The 20289-nt window shown below is 47.9% G+C and carries 18 protein-coding genes; 15 read left to right on the top strand and 3 right to left on the bottom strand.

All coding sequences use genetic code 11. The features are described from left to right. Nucleotides 1-2: 2 nt before the first annotated feature. The 6 genes from AC3Y23_RS10730 (at nucleotide 3) to AC3Y23_RS10705 (ending at nucleotide 8519) form a co-directional block, all read left to right on the top strand. The gene (locus AC3Y23_RS10730; protein ID WP_379198482.1) at nucleotides 3-1091 is read left to right on the top strand and encodes a DUF58 domain-containing protein; all 1089 of its coding nucleotides are present in this window, start codon (nucleotides 3-5) and stop codon (nucleotides 1089-1091) included. Beyond that, entirely contained in the window at nucleotides 1088-2425 is a 1338-nt protein-coding gene (locus tag AC3Y23_RS10725) for a DUF4129 domain-containing protein (protein WP_379198480.1), read from the top strand. Before AC3Y23_RS10730 ends, AC3Y23_RS10725 begins: the two co-directional genes overlap by 4 nt. 244 nt (nucleotides 2426-2669) lie before the next feature. Continuing rightward, the gene (locus AC3Y23_RS10720) at nucleotides 2670-5279 is read left to right on the top strand and encodes a hypothetical protein (RefSeq protein WP_379198478.1); all 2610 of its coding nucleotides are present in this window, start codon (nucleotides 2670-2672) and stop codon (nucleotides 5277-5279) included. 33 nt (nucleotides 5280-5312) lie between these two features. Then, nucleotides 5313-6032 carry an ABC transporter ATP-binding protein gene (locus AC3Y23_RS10715; RefSeq protein ID WP_379198476.1) on the top strand — a complete coding sequence of 240 codons (720 nt, stop codon included), beginning with the start codon at nucleotides 5313-5315 and terminating at the stop codon, nucleotides 6030-6032. Beyond that, on the top strand, nucleotides 6022-7401 hold the full coding sequence (locus tag AC3Y23_RS10710; protein WP_379198474.1) for an ABC transporter permease: 1380 nt from the start codon (nucleotides 6022-6024) through the stop codon (nucleotides 7399-7401). Before AC3Y23_RS10715 ends, AC3Y23_RS10710 begins: the two co-directional genes overlap by 11 nt. A gap of 29 nt (nucleotides 7402-7430) precedes the next feature. Continuing rightward, nucleotides 7431-8519: an efflux RND transporter periplasmic adaptor subunit gene (locus tag AC3Y23_RS10705; protein WP_379198472.1), complete on the top strand. Its 1089-nt coding sequence runs from the start codon at nucleotides 7431-7433 to the stop codon at nucleotides 8517-8519. A gap of 8 nt (nucleotides 8520-8527) precedes the next feature. On the opposite strand, the gene nagZ is transcribed toward AC3Y23_RS10705, so the two are convergent. Further along, nucleotides 8528-9874 (bottom strand): beta-N-acetylhexosaminidase, encoded by a 1347-nt coding sequence (gene nagZ, locus AC3Y23_RS10700; protein ID WP_379198470.1) that lies wholly within the window; start codon nucleotides 9872-9874, stop codon nucleotides 8528-8530. Between the two features lie 229 nt (nucleotides 9875-10103). On the opposite strand from nagZ, the gene AC3Y23_RS10695 reads away from it, so the two are divergent. From AC3Y23_RS10695 to AC3Y23_RS10675, 5 genes are all read left to right on the top strand, one after another. After that, a complete protein-coding gene (locus AC3Y23_RS10695; RefSeq protein WP_379198468.1) occupies nucleotides 10104-10607 on the top strand; it encodes a ferritin in 504 nt (167 codons plus the stop codon). An 875-nt stretch (nucleotides 10608-11482) separates the two neighbouring features. Beyond that, the gene (locus AC3Y23_RS10690; RefSeq protein ID WP_379198466.1) at nucleotides 11483-12346 is read left to right on the top strand and encodes a cation diffusion facilitator family transporter; all 864 of its coding nucleotides are present in this window, start codon (nucleotides 11483-11485) and stop codon (nucleotides 12344-12346) included. 336 nt (nucleotides 12347-12682) lie between these two features. Then, entirely contained in the window at nucleotides 12683-13588 is a 906-nt protein-coding gene (locus tag AC3Y23_RS10685) for an NUDIX hydrolase (protein WP_379198463.1), read from the top strand. A 127-nt stretch (nucleotides 13589-13715) separates the two neighbouring features. Continuing rightward, the gene (locus tag AC3Y23_RS10680) at nucleotides 13716-14126 is read left to right on the top strand and encodes a bacteriohemerythrin (RefSeq protein ID WP_379198461.1); all 411 of its coding nucleotides are present in this window, start codon (nucleotides 13716-13718) and stop codon (nucleotides 14124-14126) included. 152 nt (nucleotides 14127-14278) lie between these two features. Beyond that, nucleotides 14279-15022, top strand: a complete 744-nt coding sequence (locus tag AC3Y23_RS10675; protein WP_379198459.1) for an IclR family transcriptional regulator — start codon at nucleotides 14279-14281, stop codon at nucleotides 15020-15022. 225 nt (nucleotides 15023-15247) lie between these two features. On the opposite strand, the gene AC3Y23_RS10670 is transcribed toward AC3Y23_RS10675, so the two are convergent. Both AC3Y23_RS10670 and AC3Y23_RS10665 read right to left on the bottom strand, forming a co-directional pair. Further along, nucleotides 15248-15709 (bottom strand): heme-degrading domain-containing protein, encoded by a 462-nt coding sequence (locus AC3Y23_RS10670; protein ID WP_379198457.1) that lies wholly within the window; start codon nucleotides 15707-15709, stop codon nucleotides 15248-15250. Nucleotides 15710-15713: 4 nt separating this feature from the next. Beyond that, nucleotides 15714-16898 (bottom strand): MFS transporter, encoded by a 1185-nt coding sequence (locus tag AC3Y23_RS10665; RefSeq protein WP_379198455.1) that lies wholly within the window; start codon nucleotides 16896-16898, stop codon nucleotides 15714-15716. Nucleotides 16899-17172: 274 nt separating this feature from the next. Here AC3Y23_RS10665 and AC3Y23_RS10660 point away from each other — a divergent pair, with 274 nt between their 5' ends. The 4 genes from AC3Y23_RS10660 to AC3Y23_RS10645 all read left to right on the top strand — a co-directional run bounded on the left by AC3Y23_RS10660 (nucleotide 17173) and on the right by AC3Y23_RS10645 (nucleotide 20267). Further along, nucleotides 17173-18366, top strand: coding sequence for a metallophosphoesterase (locus AC3Y23_RS10660; protein ID WP_379198453.1), 1194 nt, complete (start codon nucleotides 17173-17175; stop codon nucleotides 18364-18366). Nucleotides 18367-18441: 75 nt separating this feature from the next. Then, nucleotides 18442-18669, top strand: a complete 228-nt coding sequence (locus AC3Y23_RS10655; protein ID WP_379198451.1) for a helix-turn-helix transcriptional regulator — start codon at nucleotides 18442-18444, stop codon at nucleotides 18667-18669. Between the two features lie 170 nt (nucleotides 18670-18839). Further along, nucleotides 18840-19286: a MarR family winged helix-turn-helix transcriptional regulator gene (locus AC3Y23_RS10650; RefSeq protein WP_379198449.1), complete on the top strand. Its 447-nt coding sequence runs from the start codon at nucleotides 18840-18842 to the stop codon at nucleotides 19284-19286. 159 nt (nucleotides 19287-19445) lie between these two features. After that, on the top strand, nucleotides 19446-20267 hold the full coding sequence (locus AC3Y23_RS10645; RefSeq protein WP_379198447.1) for an NAD(P)H-binding protein: 822 nt from the start codon (nucleotides 19446-19448) through the stop codon (nucleotides 20265-20267). Nucleotides 20268-20289: the final 22 nt, after the last annotated feature.

The raw sequence follows: 20289 nt of genomic DNA, 5'->3' as shown, positions 1-20289 counted from the left end.
CCATGGCTTTAGTGTGGTTCATCCTCTTCGCTGTAGCGTTGCTGCTAATCATATCTCATATTTATCAGAAGAATGCCCTGAAGGCGTTAAGCTACGACCGTTATTTCTCTAGAAAAGCCGTCTACGCAGGTGAAGAGCTAGAGATGGTTGAAGAGATTGTTAATGCGAAGCTGCTGCCGCTTCCTTGGCTGCGAATGGAATCCAGTATCGCTACAGGCTTGGAGTTCGGCAGACAGGAGAATTTGGGGATCAGCTCCGGTGACATTTACCAGAACCATATAAGTTTGTTCTATTTGCGCTCCTACCGTCACATCAAACGTCGCCATTCCTTGGTAGGTGAGCGGAGGGGCTTCTATACACTGGAATCGGTAACAATGACTACTGGAGACCTGTTCGGCTTCAGTCAAGTCGTTAAGACCTTTCCCCTTCAGCTGGAACTGTTGGTGTACCCCGAGCTTATCAGCTTTGATGAGATCCCCCTGCCGGTGCATAGCTGGCTGGGCGAATTGGCCGTCAAGCGCTGGATCGTAGAAGATCCATTCCTGACTGCCGGCATCCGTGAGTACAACTTGGGAGATTCCATGGGCATGATCAACTGGAAGGCTACGGCACGTACCGGAGTCATGCAGGTTCATAAGAATGATTATTCGGCGGATTCCCGGCTGATGATCTGTCTCAACATTGAGGTTAGCGAATCCATGTGGAGGAACATAACAGATGTGGAACGAATAGAGCTGGGCATCCGTTATGCCGCAGCTGTGGCCGGATATGCACTGGACCATGGCATTGAGACCGCGTTCATCTGTAATGGGAGGCTTATAGATGGCGATGTCCGTGAGCCGGTCCTTTCCGGTCCTATTGCCCATCAGGAGGAGATGCTGGAACTTCTGGCACGATTGACGCTTGACCGGACACTGCCAATGAGCCGCCTGCTGGAGATACAAGCCGAGAACGGGACCCGAGATACAGACTATCTGATCATTACTTGCCATCAGGGCGCGGAGCTGCTGGAAGCGGCTGGTCGACTGATACAGGAAGGCAATGGTGTGGAATGGCTTACCATTCCGGAGCAAGGGAGGGAGAGCGCATGAAGGGGCCGTCCCGGCGATTTTTGCAAGATTCGTTGATGTTTTGGGCTCATGCGCTGCTACAACTATTGTTATTTCTGCCCCTTATGATGCTGTACGCCACATTCCTTCTGTCTGAGTACACGACACCACTATGGATGTTCTTACTTGCACTGTTGTCATTGGCTGGCGTATTGCTACGATCCTTGTGTAATATCAGGTGGAAGCATTTATTAGTGTCCATACTGCTTGGAGCAGTGACCGGACTTCTGTCTTCAGGCATATCATTATCAGGCATTTCTATGGCTGTTGCTTGCATCATCTGGACCTACCTCGGTCTGACTACTGAGTCAAGAATTGGCGGGAATAGAACTTATTTCACCGGGATCAGTCTCTATTTTGTAGCGGCTATAGTGTTTCCAAGAGTCTCTCAGCTTGAGTCATGGACGACACTCCTCACTTGGTGCGGAAGTCTGAGCGTCATTATTGTTCTCCTAGCATCCAATAGCGATCATTTGCGTTATACTTCTTTTTCCGGAAAGACCTCATCCTTACCGCCAGGCCTGCGACTTCATAATCGTATCTCTGTGCTTCTCGTTGTTGTTGCTGCGGTAGCTCTGGCAGCAGGAGCGGGCCGGATAATCGGTGGTTTGCTCTTCAGCGCTCTTCGCCAGTTATTGTCATGGATCGTCCGATTGTTATCTGGCTCGGAAGAAACTCCGCTGCAGCCGAATGAACCAGCACGTGCCACACCGGCACTGCCTCCCGCGGAAGCCAATGACCCCGGTCTTATTGCGCATATTCTTAACTTGCTGTCCTATGTTATCGTAGCAGCCGTAATTGCGATAGTTGCCTTTTATTTCTTACGCTGGCTCTACAGAAATACCGGTGGTATGCTGCACAAGGCCATTGCCGCTGTTCTAGCCATGTTGATGCGTAAGCAGCCGAGCCGTGGCAACGAGACTTATCAGGATGAAGAGAGTAGCATTTTTGCCTGGGAGAAAACGGTGCAAAATTTCAGACAATTCTGGACCACAGCCGTTAGTGGAGGCCGCCGGGATCGTTGGGAGCATATGCAGGGTAATCGGGAGCAGGTAAGGTGGTTGTACCGCCAGTGGCTGCACTCCAAGCAGGAGCATGGCTATGAGATCAAGAAGCATCTGACCCCCCAAGAGACCGGTGCTGACTTAGCGGTATGGAGTGCCAGCAGAAACCGTAAACGCAAGGAAGGCAGGGACACTGCCACCATGCCGGAAGAGAGGCTGCTTGATCTGTATGATCAGGCCAGGTACGGTCAGGAAGAACCTACTGATGCCGATGTGGCACAGATCATAGTTTTTCAGAAATCGAAATCCTGAACGTTCTATAGCAAGTCCCAAAACAGCAGCAGCCATCATCTGGTTGCTGCTGTTTTTCTTAAGAAATAATTCCCAGTTGAAACCCAATTAGAACAAGAAGCGTAAAATCATAAGTGAAGCTATTCCAGCAATCTAAGTACATAGCAAGGGTTACAACTTTATCATAAGGGTTACAACTTGGACACAATTCCCATAGGACTAAGCATCTATAATAATCCATGTAAATACGTTTGGGGGGAAATGAATGAGAAAACATAGACGTACATATGTAGCCATGCTACTCAGCACTTTTATTATCAGTCAACTATCGGCTTACTCAGCGTCTGCAGCTTCTTCAGGCAACACTATTAATAATGTCAATGCACCGATCAAAGTAGCGGCCCTGGAACCAGGCACAACAACCAATTTAGGCAGTGTGCAACTGGGAGCAGGGGTCAATGCTACCCTTGAGGACATCAGGTTGTGGCCACAAGCAGGGGGGAATATCCTCACGTACACCCTTAATTATGCCAACGGGGGCAGCAGCAATGCCGGTCTGATCCACTATTTTTCACGTGTTGTCACTTCAGGTGGCACAGTCATTCCCGGTAGCCCGATCACAGCGGATGCACTGAAAAAAAGTATCGATGCGAAGCAAAATCTGCGTGTAACCTATTATGTTAACGTTGGCAAGACCAACACTCTGAACGGCATCAAGATCTCTATGTATGTCTGGGACGCCAAAGCCAAGGGCTATCTGAGACAAGCGGGTTCCATGAGCGTTCCTGCAAGCTACTCCCAGTCGACTCTGCATGGAAAAATCCTGAACACCACGATGAGTGACATTCCCGTTGCTACGTCTTCAGAATCGTTCCAAATCTATAAATATAGCAGCAAAGTTTATGCCAAGATTGGCCTGAATGTCACTAATAAAGGGAACAAAGTGCTCGGTGATCCTGGTTATAAGGCTTATCTGGTCTCGGCAAGCGGCACCGCTTTTGAGCTGGCACTCGACAGTTCGCAGGCAGGGTACAAGATACAACCGCAAGAGAAGAAAACGATCTATTATTTAACCGAAATTCCATCCTACCTTAAGACCGATAATATGAGGCTGCAATTTGTGCAAAGAGACGAGACGCTGAAGGTGGACCTTCCGCAGTCTGCTTACAAGCTTCCAGCAGCGACAACACCTGATTTAACGGTCGCCAAGGGTATCACCAAAAAAATCATCATCAACAATAACTCTGTAGAGACCCAACTGAGCAATGCAGCAGTCTACGCAGAAAATGAAACCGGCATGTGGACCTTCCAGCTCCGTTTCAAGAATACCGGGAACAAGGCCGTCACTTTGCCGAATTATGAGCTGGCAGTTAAGTCTGCTAAAGGAACCTCGTTCCCTGTAAACGCAAAGGGAATTAACGGACTCGTCTTGAAGCCACTTGAGGAGAAAGTGATCTCGCTTAAGGCCCAGATTCCACTATCGGTTGAACAGAACACATTGCAGCTGCAAATGATTGAATCCGTTGGCTCCATGCCGGATAAGGCTATATCTCCAGACAATACCGGAAATGGCGGCATCGATGCCGGCGCAGGCCAGGGAACTGGTAGCAATACGGCCAAGTTGACGATTCCAGTGGCGTATTTCTCTATCCCGTATACGTTACGACCGGATACACAGAAGGGGCAGGATTATAGAACAACGAATGATTACGGAACTTTCAATTACCGTCTGCTTTCCGTGCAGCGTTTTCCATGGAAAGATGACGATATCGTTGTTGCGAAGCTGAATATTAACAACACTCAGTCTGTAAACTTGTCTCTCCCAGATCTAAAAGGTGCTATGAAGCTAGACAATGGCGATCTTGCTACTTCGACCGAACTGTTTATGGACAAGGAGTTCCAATCACTCGCACCGGGTAAATCGGCCGACATCTACGTGATGGCCAAAATTCCATACACCCAGAGGTTTGATAAACTGAGTATCAACCTGTATACAACCGTCAAAGAAGAGACTGTCTCCTTCCTGACGTTCACTACAGACAATATGATCAATGCCGTGACGCAGATTGAGCGCGGAGGAAGCTACGAGATCATTGCCAAGGGTAAGAATGCCAAAGTTCAGGAGCACAAGACCACAATCTATGAAGGGGTTAACTCTAACATTGTATACTCCGAATTGCTCCTTAGCAGCGAAGAGAAAAGACAGAGCAAGATGGCCCGCATCCAAGGTTACTTTGCGACGCCGAACGGTGAGCTGTTTGAAGCGTTATCCAATCAGCCCGATACTTCGGCAACACCAGGAGGCAAGCAGTTGGTCACGTTCTGGGCGAAGCTTCCGAAGTCCGTGAACACGGATAACATTGCTTTGTACCTGGGGCCAGGCATTACCGGCAACAAGCTCAGTGAGCCAGGTCAGGAGCCAACCGGCTTCATTAATATTGCATCACTCGATCTCAATCCTGTGGAGACTCCGCCGGAGAACAATCTGTTGAATGTCAAGCTGTACCCTTACACCTTGTCCATGCTTAGTTCGGATGGCCGGAACCTGCAAGGTACAGATACGATCAATATTGTGATGAACTACAATCTGCTGCGCGATGCCAGCTATGATATGGGGACCTTTAACCACAAGCTGGTACTCAAAATGACAGATCCTTATGGCCTATCCCAAGAAAAGAGTCTTGTTATTGGCACAGATCTTACAGAGGGCAGTACCAATACGATCAATCTATCCTTCAGTAACCCGGTTTACAAGAAACTGGCCGGAGGAGCCTACCGGATCACGCTCTATGACGAGTTCCAGGGCGAGCGGATTGAGTTGGCCAGTCAGGCGTATTCCCTGTTCATTGACAGAGCGCCTACGCCAGAAAAATAAACCCTCTATTAAAGTACAGAAGGAGCAGCTTGTATGTTGCGAGTGGAAAAAGTAACCCATTCTTTCAAGAATGGCAGTGAAACAACTGCCGTTCTGCATGACATCAACTTCTCGGTTCAGAAGGGCGAGATGGTCGCACTTCTGGGCAGCTCAGGCTCCGGGAAGTCGACTATGCTCAACCTGATGGCGGGGCTGATGAAGCCTACGGAAGGGCATATTTACATTGCCGACCATGATATTGTGAAAATGAGCGAGAACAAACTGTCTGAGTTCCGGCGGAAGAACATCGGATTTATTTTTCAGGCTTATGAGCTTATTACCAGTCTGACCGTACGTGAGAACGTGGAGCTGCCACTGGTTTTCCAGTCTGTGGCTCCATCCGTGCGTAAGAAAAAGGCATTGGAGCTGCTGGAAGCGGTGGGGATTCCGGATAAAGCCAATTTGTTCCCTGCACAGTTGTCTGGTGGTCAGCAGCAGCGTGTCAGTATCGCGCGGTCCCTGATCACGGAGCCCTCCGTAATATTCGCAGATGAACCGACAGGGAACCTGGATTCCAGAACAGAAGAAGAGATCATCACGATTCTGCTTGAATTGAATAAGAAAATGAACACAACCTTTATCGTTGTTACCCATGAGATCGAGGTCGCAGAACAGATGCAACGTATCTTCACACTGAAGGACGGATTTATGATCACCGAAGACCAGCCTCCTGCCGAAGCGGAGTCCAAAGGAGGAGAGCAGGATGAGAGTTAGAGATATTTCGCGCCTGGCCTGGGATCAGATCAAACGCCGGAAGGTGGTTACTGGACTGTGTATGGCAGGGATTTCTATCGGATGTGCTGCCATTATCGTTGCACTCAGTCTCGGAGATTCAGCGCAGGCGTACACTGAGAAACAGATCAACAGCCGATTCAAGATGGATGAGATCACCGTAACCCCCAATAGTGGTGTACCCAACCAGGGCAAGAATGGGGGTCAGGGAGGAGAAGATAACGAGAAGCTCGATCCCGGCAAGCTGACCCGGCAAAAGCTGGAGATCATCTCTGGATTGAAACATGTGAATGCGGCAGCACCTTTTCAGGAAATTGGCTGGTTTCAAATGCTCACGATTGATAATAAAATAACGGATATTCAGGTCATTGGCACCAATCTGAGCCTGCTGACAAAGTACGATAATACCTTCAAGCAGGGAGGTCCTTCTGAGCTAGCAGGAATGGCTGTACTGAATTATGGGGCGACACTGGGTCTGATTGATAATGAGACAAGGCAAAGTCTGTTCGAGGCGATGGGGAATGATCCTTACAACAATGATCTCAGGCAGCAGTATGATAATCTTAGCCGCTTGCCATCGAATTTGTACCAGCAGCAGATTCAGCTCCAATCGATGGACTATAACACCGGCAAGACTATTCTTAGCTCCTCCATTCGAGTCATGGGGGTCCTCGCCAAGCCTAAGGGAATGGATGACAATATGGCGATGTATGACAAGAAGATCTATGTGTCTCTAGAAACAGCGGATCGTCTGCTGGAGGAGCTCAATCTGAACAATAATCCCAATGTACAAGCAGGTGCCTATAACAATGCAATCATTAAGGTTGACAATACTGATAACGTTGTAGCTTTGGAGAAGGTCATTCAGAAGCTTACCCTGAACACAAGTACAAATCTGTACCAGAAGGAAATGCTTGCAGAGGAATTCGGTATGATTAAAAAAGTAGCGCTAGGCGTGGGGATATTTATTCTGATTATCGCGTCGATCTCAATTATTGTTGCTATGACCATGTCTTCCCATCAACGTCGACGTCAGATTGGGATCATGAAAGTATTGGGTGCCAATATGCGGCAGATTCGCAACATGTTCATTACAGAAGCGGCATTGCTTGGTCTGCTGGGCGGATTGCTGGGCGTGGTATTCTCGTATTTGATCGTGACCGGCATGAACAAGCTAATCAGCTCCTCCGGCGGTATGGGCGGAAGTGAAGGTGGTCTTGTCATCGCCATTCCACTGATGACGATTCCGATCGGCATCGCATTCGCCATCATGACCGGCGTCTTATCAGGGATTTATCCGGCCATTAGTGCATCGAGAACCAATGCGCTTACGGCCATCAAACGGGATTAGTATTTTGTGGCAGAAAGGAAGCCGAGGGAATGAAAAGGATTATAAAGTGGGTCTTCATCCTAGCGATTGTTGCCGTAGCCGGTTATTTCGCTTATGACAAAATGTTCAAAAAGGAGGAAGCGTTGCCGATTGAGGAGCCGGTGCAAAGCATCACCTTCCCGGTTACCCAGGAGACGATTAATAAGACGATTCAGGTCAAAGGGAAATCACAGTACGAACATGAAACACTCGTCTACGCGCCGTTTGCTTCCAAGGTGACTGCCTGGAAGGTAGAGAATGGCGGACAAGTTAAAAAAGGCGATATCTTGTATACACTGGATCAAGAGGCGCTGAAGAACGATATTGCGACAACGGAAGCGACTATCCGTAAAGGCAAGCTGGAAGCGGAGCTGAATGCTTTCGTGAGTCAGCAGGATGAGGAGAGCGCCGTGCTGGGCGCAACCGAGGCAGATCGTTTGAAGGTGTTGGCTTCCCAGGAGGCGAAGCGGATCGGCGATGAACTGAATGAGGTGACTGCGGAGATTCAGGCCCGGGAGCTTGCCAGCAAGAAAGAAAAGCTGAATACAGCCATTTATCGAGCTCCGGCAAGTGGGATTTTCCTCTTTGACAGCACCAGCGAACGTCCACAGACGGTATCGGACAACCAGTACATCGGCAAGATTGTCGATCTAAGCAAGGTTGAATTTGTCGCTCTGGTAGGAGAGCAGGATGTGTTCCGGATCAAAACCGGCATGATGGTAGACGTGAAAATGACTGCGCTCAAAGAAGAGAAATTGTCCGGTGAAGTGACTAAGGTAGCCAAGTTTGCTACTACCGCAGCGGGACAGGGAAATAACACCAGTCAGGTTCCGCAATTTGAAGTCATTATTAAGCTTGACGCCAATGAGCATCTCATCGGCGGTCTAAGTCTGAATGGCGAGATTGAAGCCATAAGAAAAGAGAACGCTACGGTGGTCTCCAGCATGGCCGTAATCCATGAAGGAGATGCCGCGTATGTCATGCTGGACAAGGGTAACGGTGAAGTCGAGCGGAAAGATATCAAGATTGGACTGGAGACAACTGACAAGACAGAGATTCTGACCGGGGTTAAGCCTGGTGATACGGTTGTTCTCCAATAGGAACACAGTTATTTAGCAATTGTTGAGCGCCAAGCCTTAATATCTTTGTTGAGAACGGTAAGATCAGGAACGGGGACGGAGTTGTCAGTCAGGCCGTATTTATGCTTCAACGCTAAAATACGGTAGACACTCTCGTCGATTCTCGATTCCTTGAGCTTACCGTTCTTTACGTTCTGCAGAATCGCCTCGCGAACACGTTTCTCATTGTCATATTCATGGGCGACCAACAGGATATCGCTGCCAGCATTGACACTGTCAAGCGCAGCTTGGCCCAGGTCGAAATGCTTCATGATCGCGCCCATCGTCAGGTCATCAGTGATAACGACTCCTTTGTAGCCCATCTCTTTCCGAAGCAGGTCGCCAATGATACTGCGAGATAAGGATGCAGGTCTGTCAGGGTCCAGTTTAGGAAACAGAATGTGAGCCACCATGACCGCATCGGCATTCTCCTTAATGGCAGCCTGGAAGGGAAGCCATTCTAACAGAGCCAGCTGATCCCTTGTTTTATTTACAACAGGCAGCTCCAGATGAGAGTCTACGGAGGTATCGCCATGTCCAGGGAAATGCTTCACTACTGGGATAACCCGTTCACTCTCAATGCCTTTCATCTCGGCAATGCCCAGTTTCACAACGCTATCCGCCGAATTGCCGAAGGAACGGTCGCCGATAACAGGGTTCTTGGGATTACTGTTAATATCCAGCACAGGAGCGAAGTTCATGTTGAACCCGGCCGATCGTACCTCCCGAGCCAGCAGTGTGCCCATGGTTCGTGCGGCATTCACGTCATTGGTAAGGCCAACTTTGGCGTTAGAGGGGATGGTAGCGAACTCCGTAGGCATACGGCTGACTTTTCCACCTTCTTGATCGACACTCATGAACAAAGGAGCAGGATTGGCTGCATTGCTTTTCTTCATGGCATTAACTAAATTGACCATATCTTGCAAATTGTCGATGTTGTTGCCATAGAGGATAATGCCGCCTACTTTATCTTCTGTGATCATTCGTTTGGCTCCCGCATCCAGGGTAGTGCCATTAATGCCGACCAGCAGCATTTGTCCGATCTTCTCCTCAAGGGTCAGGCTCTGAAGCTGCAGGGCTGTAGGATCAGGCTCCGCCGTAGGCGCTGCGGGCGTAGGTGTTGAGACGTTACCTTCTGTTTTGGACGGCTCCGCTGCTGATATGGATGGCGTTACTGGAGGCGTCTGTACGGATGTTGTGGATGACGAAGTGCCGCTGCCACAGCCGCTAAGAAGGGGAAACAAGAGTAGTACGGAAGCAATGGGAAGCACTGAAGCAATAAGGGGAATGCGTTTTTTATATGTGGAAAGCATCGTCAGGCGATCTGCTGATTTCATCGTTGGAATCTTCCTTTCGTCTTCATGAAGTAATGTGGATTGATATCGGAACCCGCTTTAGTGTATCCACCTTTAAATTCCATAATACCATTATTCGTCTATCTGTCCCAAGGAGAAGGGGCTCTGAGCAGTAGCCGTGAGGGTAGACTTGCCCCTTTATCAGTCTGGGTGATAAGATATATGTGAGACGATACATATTTTTAAATTTAAATTTTGAGGTGACGTGTCCATGAAAGACGAATTATTTAATGCACTTAATGAACAGATGAACTTTGAGTTCTATTCTGCTCACGTATACCTTGCGATGGCTGCTTATTGTTCCGGTGAGAGTCTCGACGGATTTGCTAACTTCTTCTTGGTTCAAGCTGAAGAAGAAAGATTTCATGCAATGAAAATTTACAGATTCCTTAATGACCGCGACAAACGGGCAACACTGGCGGCGCTTAAGGAGCCGAAGAATGAATACACTTCGATGCTGGATGCGTTTGAGCATGCATATGCCCATGAGCAACAGAACACCAAGAAGTTCTACCATCTTGCGGATATTGCCCTGGACGAGCGCGAGCATGCGACCATCTACTTCCTGAAATGGTTCATTGACGAGCAAGTGGAAGAAGAAGCATTGTTTAGCAACATCATCTCCAAGCTGAAACGTATCGAAAAAGACAGCAACGCTTTCTATATGCTAGATGCTGAGTTTGCTACTCGCAGCTTTACTGCTCCAGCAGAGTAATATCAGACTACTTATTGAGGACGTCACCTAAGTGGTGTTTCCTCGATAGAGATAGCCTTGCTTCATTTGAAAAAGCAATGACACAGCAAAGTAGCGATCTTCCATTATTGGAGAATCGCTGCTTTGCGTTTCTGGAAAACCGTTGCTCTGTGCCTTTGATCCATGCGGTTGGCTAGCGTCAAGAAGGTCAAAGGCTTAAGAAATAGATGCAAATTCGCCCCTTAATTTGTGATTAATACATGCAAAACAGGAATTAAGGGCAGAAATGTATGTTAATTCTCCAGATTTTCCCTGAAATAGGCTATATCCGCGAAAATAGAGTGCGAAATTGCATTTATTTTCCAAATATATGAATTGTATCTTGAATTAAGGTGCAAAATTGCCATTATTTTAAGCCGTGAGCGAGTTACTAGCTACAAGTCATGGGTCACGATCCATGAGTATGAGTACAAGCCACAAGTCGTGGATCACTATCAACGAGTATGGGTCTTCAAGTCGCAAGTCTTGAATCATCAGCCATGGGTTATGAGCCATGGGTTATGAGCCACCAGCTACGAGCGTGAGTTTCTAGGCACTAACCATGAGCATCTAGTCGCCAGTAAATATCGGCTATCTCAATGGATAGCTCATGCAAAAGCGGATGTTCTTAGAGCCTATGGCTTTGAGACAACCGCTTTTTTATGTTTGTTATCGCCCGCCAGACTAAAAAAAGTTGAACGGAGTCAAATATTGTTGCACACGACAAAAAAATTCATGTGTCCCAACTCTATTTGGTAGGGGTAACTCTTGCGCCGTTCGGCAACACTGTTTCTCTAGACCCACCCGATTAGCTGCGTGTAATATAGAACAATACTATTGCTTGGGGGTACTTGGTTTTGGATAATTACAAAGACATAAAACAGGGTGAAAGAGGTGCCTGGCTAAGCATAGCAACGTATATTTTGTTATCCGCCGTCAAGCTGTTCATAGGAACGATCTCGGGTTCCCAGGCGCTGCTTGCCGACGGATTGAACAATACTACGGATATTATAGCTTCGATAGCTGTCCTGACGGGGCTGAAAATTTCGCGTAGACCTCCGGATTCCAATCACCGATACGGACATTTCCGTGCAGAGACTATTGCGGCAATGATTGCCTCTTTTATTATGATCGCGGTCGGACTTCAGGTCTTGTACCAAGGTGTGAACAAATTCATGGAGCCGTCACTTGCGACACCGGATCTCATCGCTGCCTGGACCGCGGCGGGAAGTGCAATCATCATGATGGCGGTCTATATGTACAACATAAAGCTGGCGCGGCGTATCAACAGCAATGCTATTGAAGCTGTGGCGCAGGACAACCGCTCGGATGCGCTGGTCAGCATAGGTGCTTTTATCGGGATTATCGGTTCCCAATTCGGGATTCCCTGGCTGGACCCGCTTACAGCGACCATCGTTGGCCTGATGATCTGCAAGACTGCATTTGATATCTTCCGCAAGGCCACTCATGACTTGACAGATGGATTCGACGCGACGGAGCTTGAACGGATGAAGTGTACGGTAGCCGAAATTGACGGTGTGCAGTCGATCAAGGATATTAAAGCCCGTGTCCACGGCAATAACATTTTGGTTGATACAACCGTGCTGGTGGATGCCAGGCTGAATGTGGTTCAGAGCCACGATATTACGGAAGAAATTGAGGATCAATTGAAGGACCAGCACCGGGTCTCCTACGTGCATGTACACATTGAGCCAATTTAACAATAAGCTTAAAAAATATAGTTGACTGTTCGTTCGCAAAAAAAGTATATCTGCTAAGAGGTACTGTCACTATTTATGGCTGACAGATATTTTCTCTGGGCGGGTATACTCTTTTTTTTATTTGTATACAGATATAGGATTAAGTCTTTGGCGCTCAACTGTGTTTAGAGAAGAAGATACACAAGAATCTTTGGAACCGGGAACTGTCCTTTTTATGAGGATGCTCCCGGTTTTTCTATGTTGTTGACTGGGTACAGGGAGATGAGTGTATAATTACAATATGATATTAACAACTGGATAATATTAATGTTTTTATAGAAAAGGAGCATGAAACTTATGCCTGATTCAAGCCTGACGGACGCCAGTGGGTTGACTGAAGCACAATTTCTAGCGAATTATGATGCTAATGCCTATGAACACCCTTCTCTAACAGTAGATATGCTGATTTTTACCGTTATGGATCTGGAACAAGACAACTACCGCAAGCTTCCCCAAAAATCTCTCCAGCTGCTATTGATCAAACGGGGCGAGCACCCGTACCTGGGCCAGTGGGCATTGCCGGGCGGCTTCGTTGCTGTAGATGAAAGCATTGAGGATGCGGCGCGGCGCGAGTTGTACAGCGAAACGAATATAGAGGATCTATATATGGAGCAGCTATTTACTTGGGGAGATGTGCATCGTGATCCGCGTACTCGGGTCATTAGCTGCTCGTACATGGCGCTGGTTGACCGAGCTACGCTGGATGTACGAGCTGGGGACGATGCGACAGAGGCTGCCTGGTTCGATGTGTCCTATTCGATAGAAGAAGAACACACAAGAACCACTGAACAAGGAAGGGATACAGAGAAGCGGGTCCGCATCAAGCTTCAGAATGAGCAAGAGACCCTATCTGGAGTTGTGCGAATCGTGGAGTCCGTACAGGGCCGTGTCAAAAAACTATCACGTGAGGTTATAGAGAGCCAAGGAATAGCTTTTGACCATTCCATCATGATTGAGTATGCGATCGAGCGTCTGCGGGGCAAGGCTGAATATACCGATATTGTCTTCAACCTGATGCCACCATTGTTCACATTGTCAGAATTACAGCGAGTGTATGAGATTATTCTCGGAAAAGAGTTGCTGGCTGCAGCTTTTCGCCGGAAAATGGCCGATGCCGTTACCGAAACCGAAGAGTACACCAAGGATGCTGGACATCGCCCATCGAAGTTGTACCGATTTAACTCGGAGTGGAGCCATAGATAGCCAGCATTGATAATATTTCTTGTAGAAAATTGTCGTGTGATGTTGTTAACAGAATTTTCATGCAAAAAGGTGGAGAATATACCTTATTTCCCATTTGAATGGTTTGGGATAACGAAGGGATGAGGCCATGATTGCCTGGAAAGATTCTTATGATATTGGGGTAGAAAAGATTGACTGTCAGCACCGACAGCTTCTGGCGAAGCTCAATGAGTTTTTCGAAGCTTGCTCGAATCAGCAGGGCCGGGACAAGATTATGGAAACTCTGAAATTCCTGAAAGAGTACACACTCGAGCATTTCGGCGACGAAGAAGAACTGATGGGAGAGATTGATTTTCCGGAGCTGACAGAGCATCGCAAGACCCACGCGGATTTTGTGAAAACAGTGCTTGAGCTTGAAGAAACGATCAACGCCAAGGGCGTATCCGTTCTGTCTACGATCAAATTGAACCGAACCTTGACGGACTGGCTTGTTAATCACATTAATAAATGTGACAAGCTGATCGGTGAATACATGGCCAGCCGCGGCAAAGCCGTATAACATGACTTAAAGCCAGCAAGCTTCCTAGCCGGAGTTTGCTGGCTTTTTGCATACAGAAATTATATTTCAATAGTTGATATGAATGGATCAATATTTGATCTTCTGTTGCCTTTGACTTATTATGGCTACACCACAGACAAGAGGTGAGTATCTTGAAGCAATATGAATCGTCCACTTTAAAAAAAGGGCTTCTGATCCTGGAGACGCTGCAGCAGACAGAGTCCATGAAACTAAGTGAGATCATCCAGATCGTTAATCTGAATAAATCTACCGCATATCGATTGCTGCATACCCTGGAGCTTGCAGGCTATGTGAAAAAGACGGATTTCGCTTATAGTGTGACGGAGAAAATAGGCGGAGCCGTGAGTCACCCTTCCCCCAGGCTGGACTGGGTGGCTGTCCCACCGTTGTATCATTTGAGCCGTGAGGTCGGTGAGACCCTCTACATTGGGATTCTTAACGGTATCCATGTCGTGACAACCCAAGTGGTAGAAGGAACACATACGATGCGGATTCATTCCAAGGTGGGCGACCAGGCTTACGCACATCTTAGCGCCTTCGGCAAAGCCATTCTTGCACATCTGGATGAACGCAAGCTGGAAGCTATACTGAAGAACGTTATCCAGCACAAAAATACCCCAAATACCTTTGACGATTTCCACTTGCTGAGAGAGCATCTTAAAGTGATTCGCCAGCAAGGGTATGCCATTGATGACGAAGAGACGGAAATCGGCCTCCGCTGTATTGCGGCTCCTGTTTTTTATAAAGGGACTGCTATAGCTGCTGTTGCCATCTCAGGTCCTTCTGCGCGGATGACCAAAAAGAAAGACCGGGCGCTGAGCAGACAATTACTGGAATGCAGCATGCAGATATCGAAACTGCTGGAGAATGAATAACAATGCCGGCAGGGAGGGCCTCGCTTTTTATCATTGAAGATTAATCTTTAGATGAAGCCGTTACATCCTTGATTTAGCGCAATAGCAATCATAAAAAGCTTCTCATTGTTCTTGAATGTTCTTGTCTAAGATGTCACCAATACCAGAAAGTTGGAAAAACAGGGGAAACGTCGTGGAAATTGACTTGGCATTATGCAGCCGTATTTTCCCGACGTTTCCCCTGAATTAATTACTATCTATAAATCGCTTTAGGCCCTCTACCGCATAATCATGGTCAAGTTGACCTGTTAGTCCGGCCACTGTAACGGAGCCTATTACACCTACGTTTTTGATGCGTAGCGGAAAGGTTCCGCCTACCGCCTGATATTCAGCGGGTGATAGAAGAGAGCTCTCTGTATGCGTAGTTCCACTTTGGGCGAAACGTTCGGCAATGTAAGCGGAGCTACGGTTGTAGTGGTCAGTTACCCGCTTTTTGCGGAAGATCCAGTGGTGATTCTCATCAGAGGTGCCTTCCATCAGATGGGTGAACAATGGGACGCGGTTCCGCTCAATATGAACGGCAATTGAGGTGCCTTGTTCTTTGGCATAGTTGATAATGGTAAGTCCGAGCTCCAGGGCATCCTCGTTAGTAAAATGATCTAATTGGAGTTGGTTCTCCAGTTGTTCCAGCGATTGAAGATTCATCATAATTTCACTCCTCAAAAAGTTGTTGTTGTCGGTCTAGACGATAGTTGAGCATGGCCAAAAGCATAGCTCCACACACCATGATGGCTCCAAGCCAAGCAGTGTCCAAGTAATCCAGATGGTCCACGGCATAGCCTCCTATGGTAGATCCAGCCGCAATGCCGATATTAAAGGCGGAAATATTCAGTGCTGATGCCAGATTTTTAGCTGACGGGGCGAACTTTTCAGCGAGTGTCAGGATGTAGGCCTGAACTCCCGGAGACATCATGAAGGCGAAGAAGCCCATTAAGACAAGCCCCAGAATGGTCAGTTGCTTGCTCGGCAGCAGTACGATTTGCAGCAGCAATACAATGCTTTGGCACAAAAACACAAGCCGCAGCGATTTTACAGGGTGCGCATTGGCGAGTCTTCCGCCGACTAGGTTGCCTATCGCAACAGCAACTCCATAGACTAGCAGCAGAAGCGTAATGGAGCTGGGTGCATAGCCGCTGATATTTTCCAGAATAGGCGTAAGGTAGGTGAATAAGGTAAACGTTCCCCCGAAGCCGAGTACGGTCATCAGTAAGGCCAGCAGGATACGGTTGTTAAAGACCAGCTTTCTGATATCGCTTAAGCGAAGCTTGCTCGAATCCTGACTAACCTTACCGATCGCCAGACCATTGGAGACCAAAGAGATGAAGCCAAGTGCGGCCACAACGCCAAAGGTAGCCCGCCAGCCGAAATGCTGGCCGATATACGTTCCCATGGGAACGCCGGCAATGGTGGCTACGGTTAGTCCGGTGAACATGATCGAGACAGCGGTACCTTTATGACTGGCCGGAACCATGTCCACAGCAACGGTAGCTGCTACTGCAAAATACACACCGTGGGCGATGGCTGTAATGATCCGTGACAACATTAGCAGACCATACGAATGCGAGAATGCTGCCAGCAAGTTGCCTAAGGTAAATATGGCCATCAAAAGGAGCAGAAGCTGCTTTTTGGGAAAACGCCCTGAAAAGGTCGCGATGAGCGGAGTTCCTACGGCAATTGCGATGGCATAGCCGGAAATAAGTGTTCCTGCTCGTGTGATACTGATGGAAAGATCATCCGCTACCGTTTGCAGTAGCCCTACCAGGACAAACTCTGTTGTGCCGATAGCAAACGCGCTGATGGCAAGGGAGAGTAGAGCGATATAAATCTTGGCTGACATTAGGGATCAAGTCACTTCCTCTCTTGAAGCTCTGTTGCTTGAGTTACTTCTCCGGAGAAGTCTTGCAGCAAAAGCTGTTTTTATAATAACGGAAGTTAAAAATAAACCTCAAAAAATGCATAAAAGTTTCAAAAATAGAAACGAGCTAGGGCCATTACAGCAGGAATAAATCTGCGGTTTTTGACGATCCCATGCGTGGAATTTATACTGTGTTAACGGTTTGTGTTATGATTTGAGTTAGATACAGAAGAATGCAGTAAAGGGGAGAAACACAATGAAGATTTTGCAAAGAATAGCCTCGGGAGTATTAATGCTGCTTGGGTTGGTTCTAGTGAATTATTACATCGGCTATCACCTGTGGCTGCTGGTTCAGGAATGGCTGCCAGGATCGTCTCCGGCTTGGTTCTGGAGTCTCTTTACAATTGTTGCACTGGCATACGTCATCGGAATGATTCCATGGCCGCAGGGGATTAAACCAGTTGGAAGACTGTTTAAAGTCGTAGGTTCATACTATTTGGCTTGTATGGAATTTGCTATTCTCCTGCTGCCTTTGACAGATTTGGTTTATCTGCTGCTCCACTGGAGTGGTAAAGTGCCTTATTCCTTCGTGTCTGATGCTGGCGGGGTGCTGCTAGTGCTGTTGGCCCTGTTCTTGATTTGGGGCTCCAGAAATGCTTGGAGTACGGTTGTGCGGAATCATTCATTGCCCATCGCCAAATCGCGTGGAACTCGGAAGCCACTGACCGTCGCCGTAGCATCCGACCTGCATCTGGGGAATATCGTGGGCAATCGTCATCTGAAAAAAATGGTGGCAGAGATCAACCGCATGCAGCCGGACATTGTCTTGCTAGCCGGGGATGTGCTGGATGACAGCATCGAGCCGTTCGTTCGGAATCGGATGAGTGAGCAGTTAAAGCTGCTCAAAGCCCGTTATGGTGTATATGCTGTGCTGGGGAACCATGAATACTATGGCGGCTCCATCCAGGAATATACTCAAGTGATGAAGAGCATCGGGATTAGAGTGCTACAAGATGAGGTTGTGGAGACAGCTGGTGTTTATATCGTAGGTCGTAAGGACAAAACTGCGGAAACGATGGAAGCCGGTGGCAGATTGAGCGTACCTGCACTGTTAGAGGGAATTGATCATTCCAAGCCTGTTATCATGATGGACCATCAACCGACCGGTTTTGGAGCTGCAGCCGAGGCCGGGGTGGATGTTCTATTGTCGGGCCATACGCACCGCGGTCAGATTGCACCGAATCACTGGATCACCAAACGATTGTTTGAGCTTGATTGGGGATATCTGCAAAAAGACAACCTGCATGTCGTAGTCTCCTCCGGCTTCGGCACTTGGGGACCACCAATCCGCCTCGCGAGCCGCTCAGAACTGATTAAGTTGGAAGTGCTGCCGGAAGGCCGCAAGCGTTATAGTGAGGAGCCTGTGACAGTCAATCCTGTGTTGATTTAGTAACAACAGTACCCCTCAGTCTATGTGAAATACACCCCTTAGAAATGACATTGGAATAAACCCTTGGTTTATCCGATGCTATTTAAGGGGTGTATTTTTTATGCCGGTGAAGTTCAGTATTCCTTTATAAAGGAAGCTCGAACAGAGCTGAAATTATCTCAGGCACAATTGGCTGAAATGGTTGGCGTTTCAAGAAATACGATAAGCTCTATAGAAACAGGACAATTTAATCCCACCGCCAAGCTGGCTTTGATCTTATGCATTGCGCTGGATAAAAAATTTGAAGATTTGTTTTATTTTTAATAACCTCCTTAATGTGGAGGGAGTAGTACCAGGTCAACAGGATACTTGAGGTTGGCCTATTTTTTTAAGATGATGGTAGCGCGATGATCTGCATAGTTTGACAAAGCCGCAGAGCTGATGTATTTTGAATATAGTTAAGCTATTAACTAATTGGAGCTGACAACAAAGTTATGGATGATTTGCAGAAATATGTACTGAACCAGCCATTGCATACGGAAGCGTTCTTCACTCTGGTGGAGACGACAGCCAATCTGGTGGCTGTTTCCGAGAAGTACTGGCAATCCAAGGGTCTGAATGGGGCGAGAATCCGCATTCTGGTAGAGATCGCCAAGCAGGGCGGCAGCATCCTACCCTCCGAACTGGCGTTGACCATAGGGGTTACCAAGGCCAATATTAGCCTGCTACTGACTCCTCTTGAAAAGGACGGCTACATCAGTCGGGCCAGTGATGCAGCAGATGGCAGGAAGACGGTGATCTCCTTGACTGGTAAAGGTGAAGCCTTGCTGGAGGAGCATTTACCGGAAAATCGGCTTGCTGTGGGTGAGCGGATGCAGCGGCTGGAGCCGCAGGAAATGGAGCAATTGATGGGATTACTTCGGAAATTGAATAGAGCGTAGCTAAAGAAAACGTTGCTTGCCGGAGTTGGACGATGGCCTTCATGGTCAACAGGTTCGTAGACATGTAAGCCATAGTTCAACTGCCAATTTTCAGCACGCTCTTTTTGTCCGAATAGTTAATAACTTAACTAAATTCGCATATTTGAAAGGATGTTATTTATGTCGATACTTATTACCGGAGCAACCGGGCAGCTGGGAACAATGATTGTAAAGAGACTGGTGGAACTTGTCCCTCCGGGGCAGGTGATAGCAGGTGTGCGGAACCTGCAGAAGGCAGAGCCTTTGCGGTCCCTCGGAGCGGGGATCCGGGTTGTGGATTATGATCTTCCAGATACCCTTGGTGAAGCCTTCGCCGGGGTTACCAAGCTGCTGCTCATCTCCAGCTCGAATACGGATGACGATATCCGCTATGTTCAGCATAGCCATGTCATTGAAGCAGCGAAGAATGCGAAGGTGGAGCATTTCCTTTACACAAGTATTGCTTTTCCGAAGCCTGGTGCCGATCCGCAGCATAATGTGCATCTGCGCACGGAGCAGGCAATTCTTAATTCCGGTCTGAACTATACTTTTCTTCGCAATGCCTTATATACGGATTTTGTTGGCGTACTTGGATTGAATGAAGCGATAACGAGCGGCGAACTGATTACTGCACCGGGGGAATGGGCATTTAACACGGCAACCCGTCGTGATCTTGCACTGGGCACAGCCAGCATACTGGCTTCAACCGGCCATGAGAATACCGTTTATGAATTGTCTGCCTCAGAGACGTGGGGTTTCGGCCATCTCGCTGCAGTACTGTCGGAGATCTCTGGTCAGCCAGTGGTTCATAAGCAAGACGCAGGGGTGCAGCACTGGATCTACCCATTCCTCGTCAAGCTCGATACCTCTTCTACCTCACGAGATCTGGAAACTTTTATTGGCGGACCTCTGCTTTCTCTAAAAGAGAGTATTATTCCCTTTATCCGTACCACAGGCGATTGAACTAGCGCTTCACAGACTTACA

This window comes from Paenibacillus sp. MAHUQ-45 (genome assembly GCF_058133325.1).
This window is presented reverse-complemented; position numbering and strand designations above follow the sequence as displayed.

Coding starts and splice junctions, on each gene's coding strand:
- AC3Y23_RS10720 (WP_379198478.1), top strand. CDS start 2,670: ATGAGAAAACATAGACGTACATATGTAGCCATGCTACTCAGCACTTTT.
- AC3Y23_RS10725 (WP_379198480.1), top strand. CDS start 1,088: ATGAAGGGGCCGTCCCGGCGATTTTTGCAAGATTCGTTGATGTTTTGG.
- AC3Y23_RS10685 (WP_379198463.1), top strand. CDS start 12,683: ATGCCTGATTCAAGCCTGACGGACGCCAGTGGGTTGACTGAAGCACAA.
- AC3Y23_RS10695 (WP_379198468.1), top strand. CDS start 10,104: ATGAAAGACGAATTATTTAATGCACTTAATGAACAGATGAACTTTGAG.
- AC3Y23_RS10680 (WP_379198461.1), top strand. CDS start 13,716: ATGATTGCCTGGAAAGATTCTTATGATATTGGGGTAGAAAAGATTGAC.
- AC3Y23_RS10655 (WP_379198451.1), top strand. CDS start 18,442: ATGCTATTTAAGGGGTGTATTTTTTATGCCGGTGAAGTTCAGTATTCC.
- AC3Y23_RS10650 (WP_379198449.1), top strand. CDS start 18,840: ATGGATGATTTGCAGAAATATGTACTGAACCAGCCATTGCATACGGAA.
- AC3Y23_RS10665 (WP_379198455.1), bottom strand. CDS start 16,898: ATGTCAGCCAAGATTTATATCGCTCTACTCTCCCTTGCCATCAGCGCG.
- AC3Y23_RS10705 (WP_379198472.1), top strand. CDS start 7,431: ATGAAAAGGATTATAAAGTGGGTCTTCATCCTAGCGATTGTTGCCGTA.
- AC3Y23_RS10715 (WP_379198476.1), top strand. CDS start 5,313: ATGTTGCGAGTGGAAAAAGTAACCCATTCTTTCAAGAATGGCAGTGAA.
- AC3Y23_RS10730 (WP_379198482.1), top strand. CDS start 3: ATGGCTTTAGTGTGGTTCATCCTCTTCGCTGTAGCGTTGCTGCTAATC.
- AC3Y23_RS10660 (WP_379198453.1), top strand. CDS start 17,173: ATGAAGATTTTGCAAAGAATAGCCTCGGGAGTATTAATGCTGCTTGGG.
- AC3Y23_RS10645 (WP_379198447.1), top strand. CDS start 19,446: ATGTCGATACTTATTACCGGAGCAACCGGGCAGCTGGGAACAATGATT.
- AC3Y23_RS10670 (WP_379198457.1), bottom strand. CDS start 15,709: ATGATGAATCTTCAATCGCTGGAACAACTGGAGAACCAACTCCAATTA.
- nagZ (WP_379198470.1), bottom strand. CDS start 9,874: ATGAAATCAGCAGATCGCCTGACGATGCTTTCCACATATAAAAAACGC.
- AC3Y23_RS10710 (WP_379198474.1), top strand. CDS start 6,022: ATGAGAGTTAGAGATATTTCGCGCCTGGCCTGGGATCAGATCAAACGC.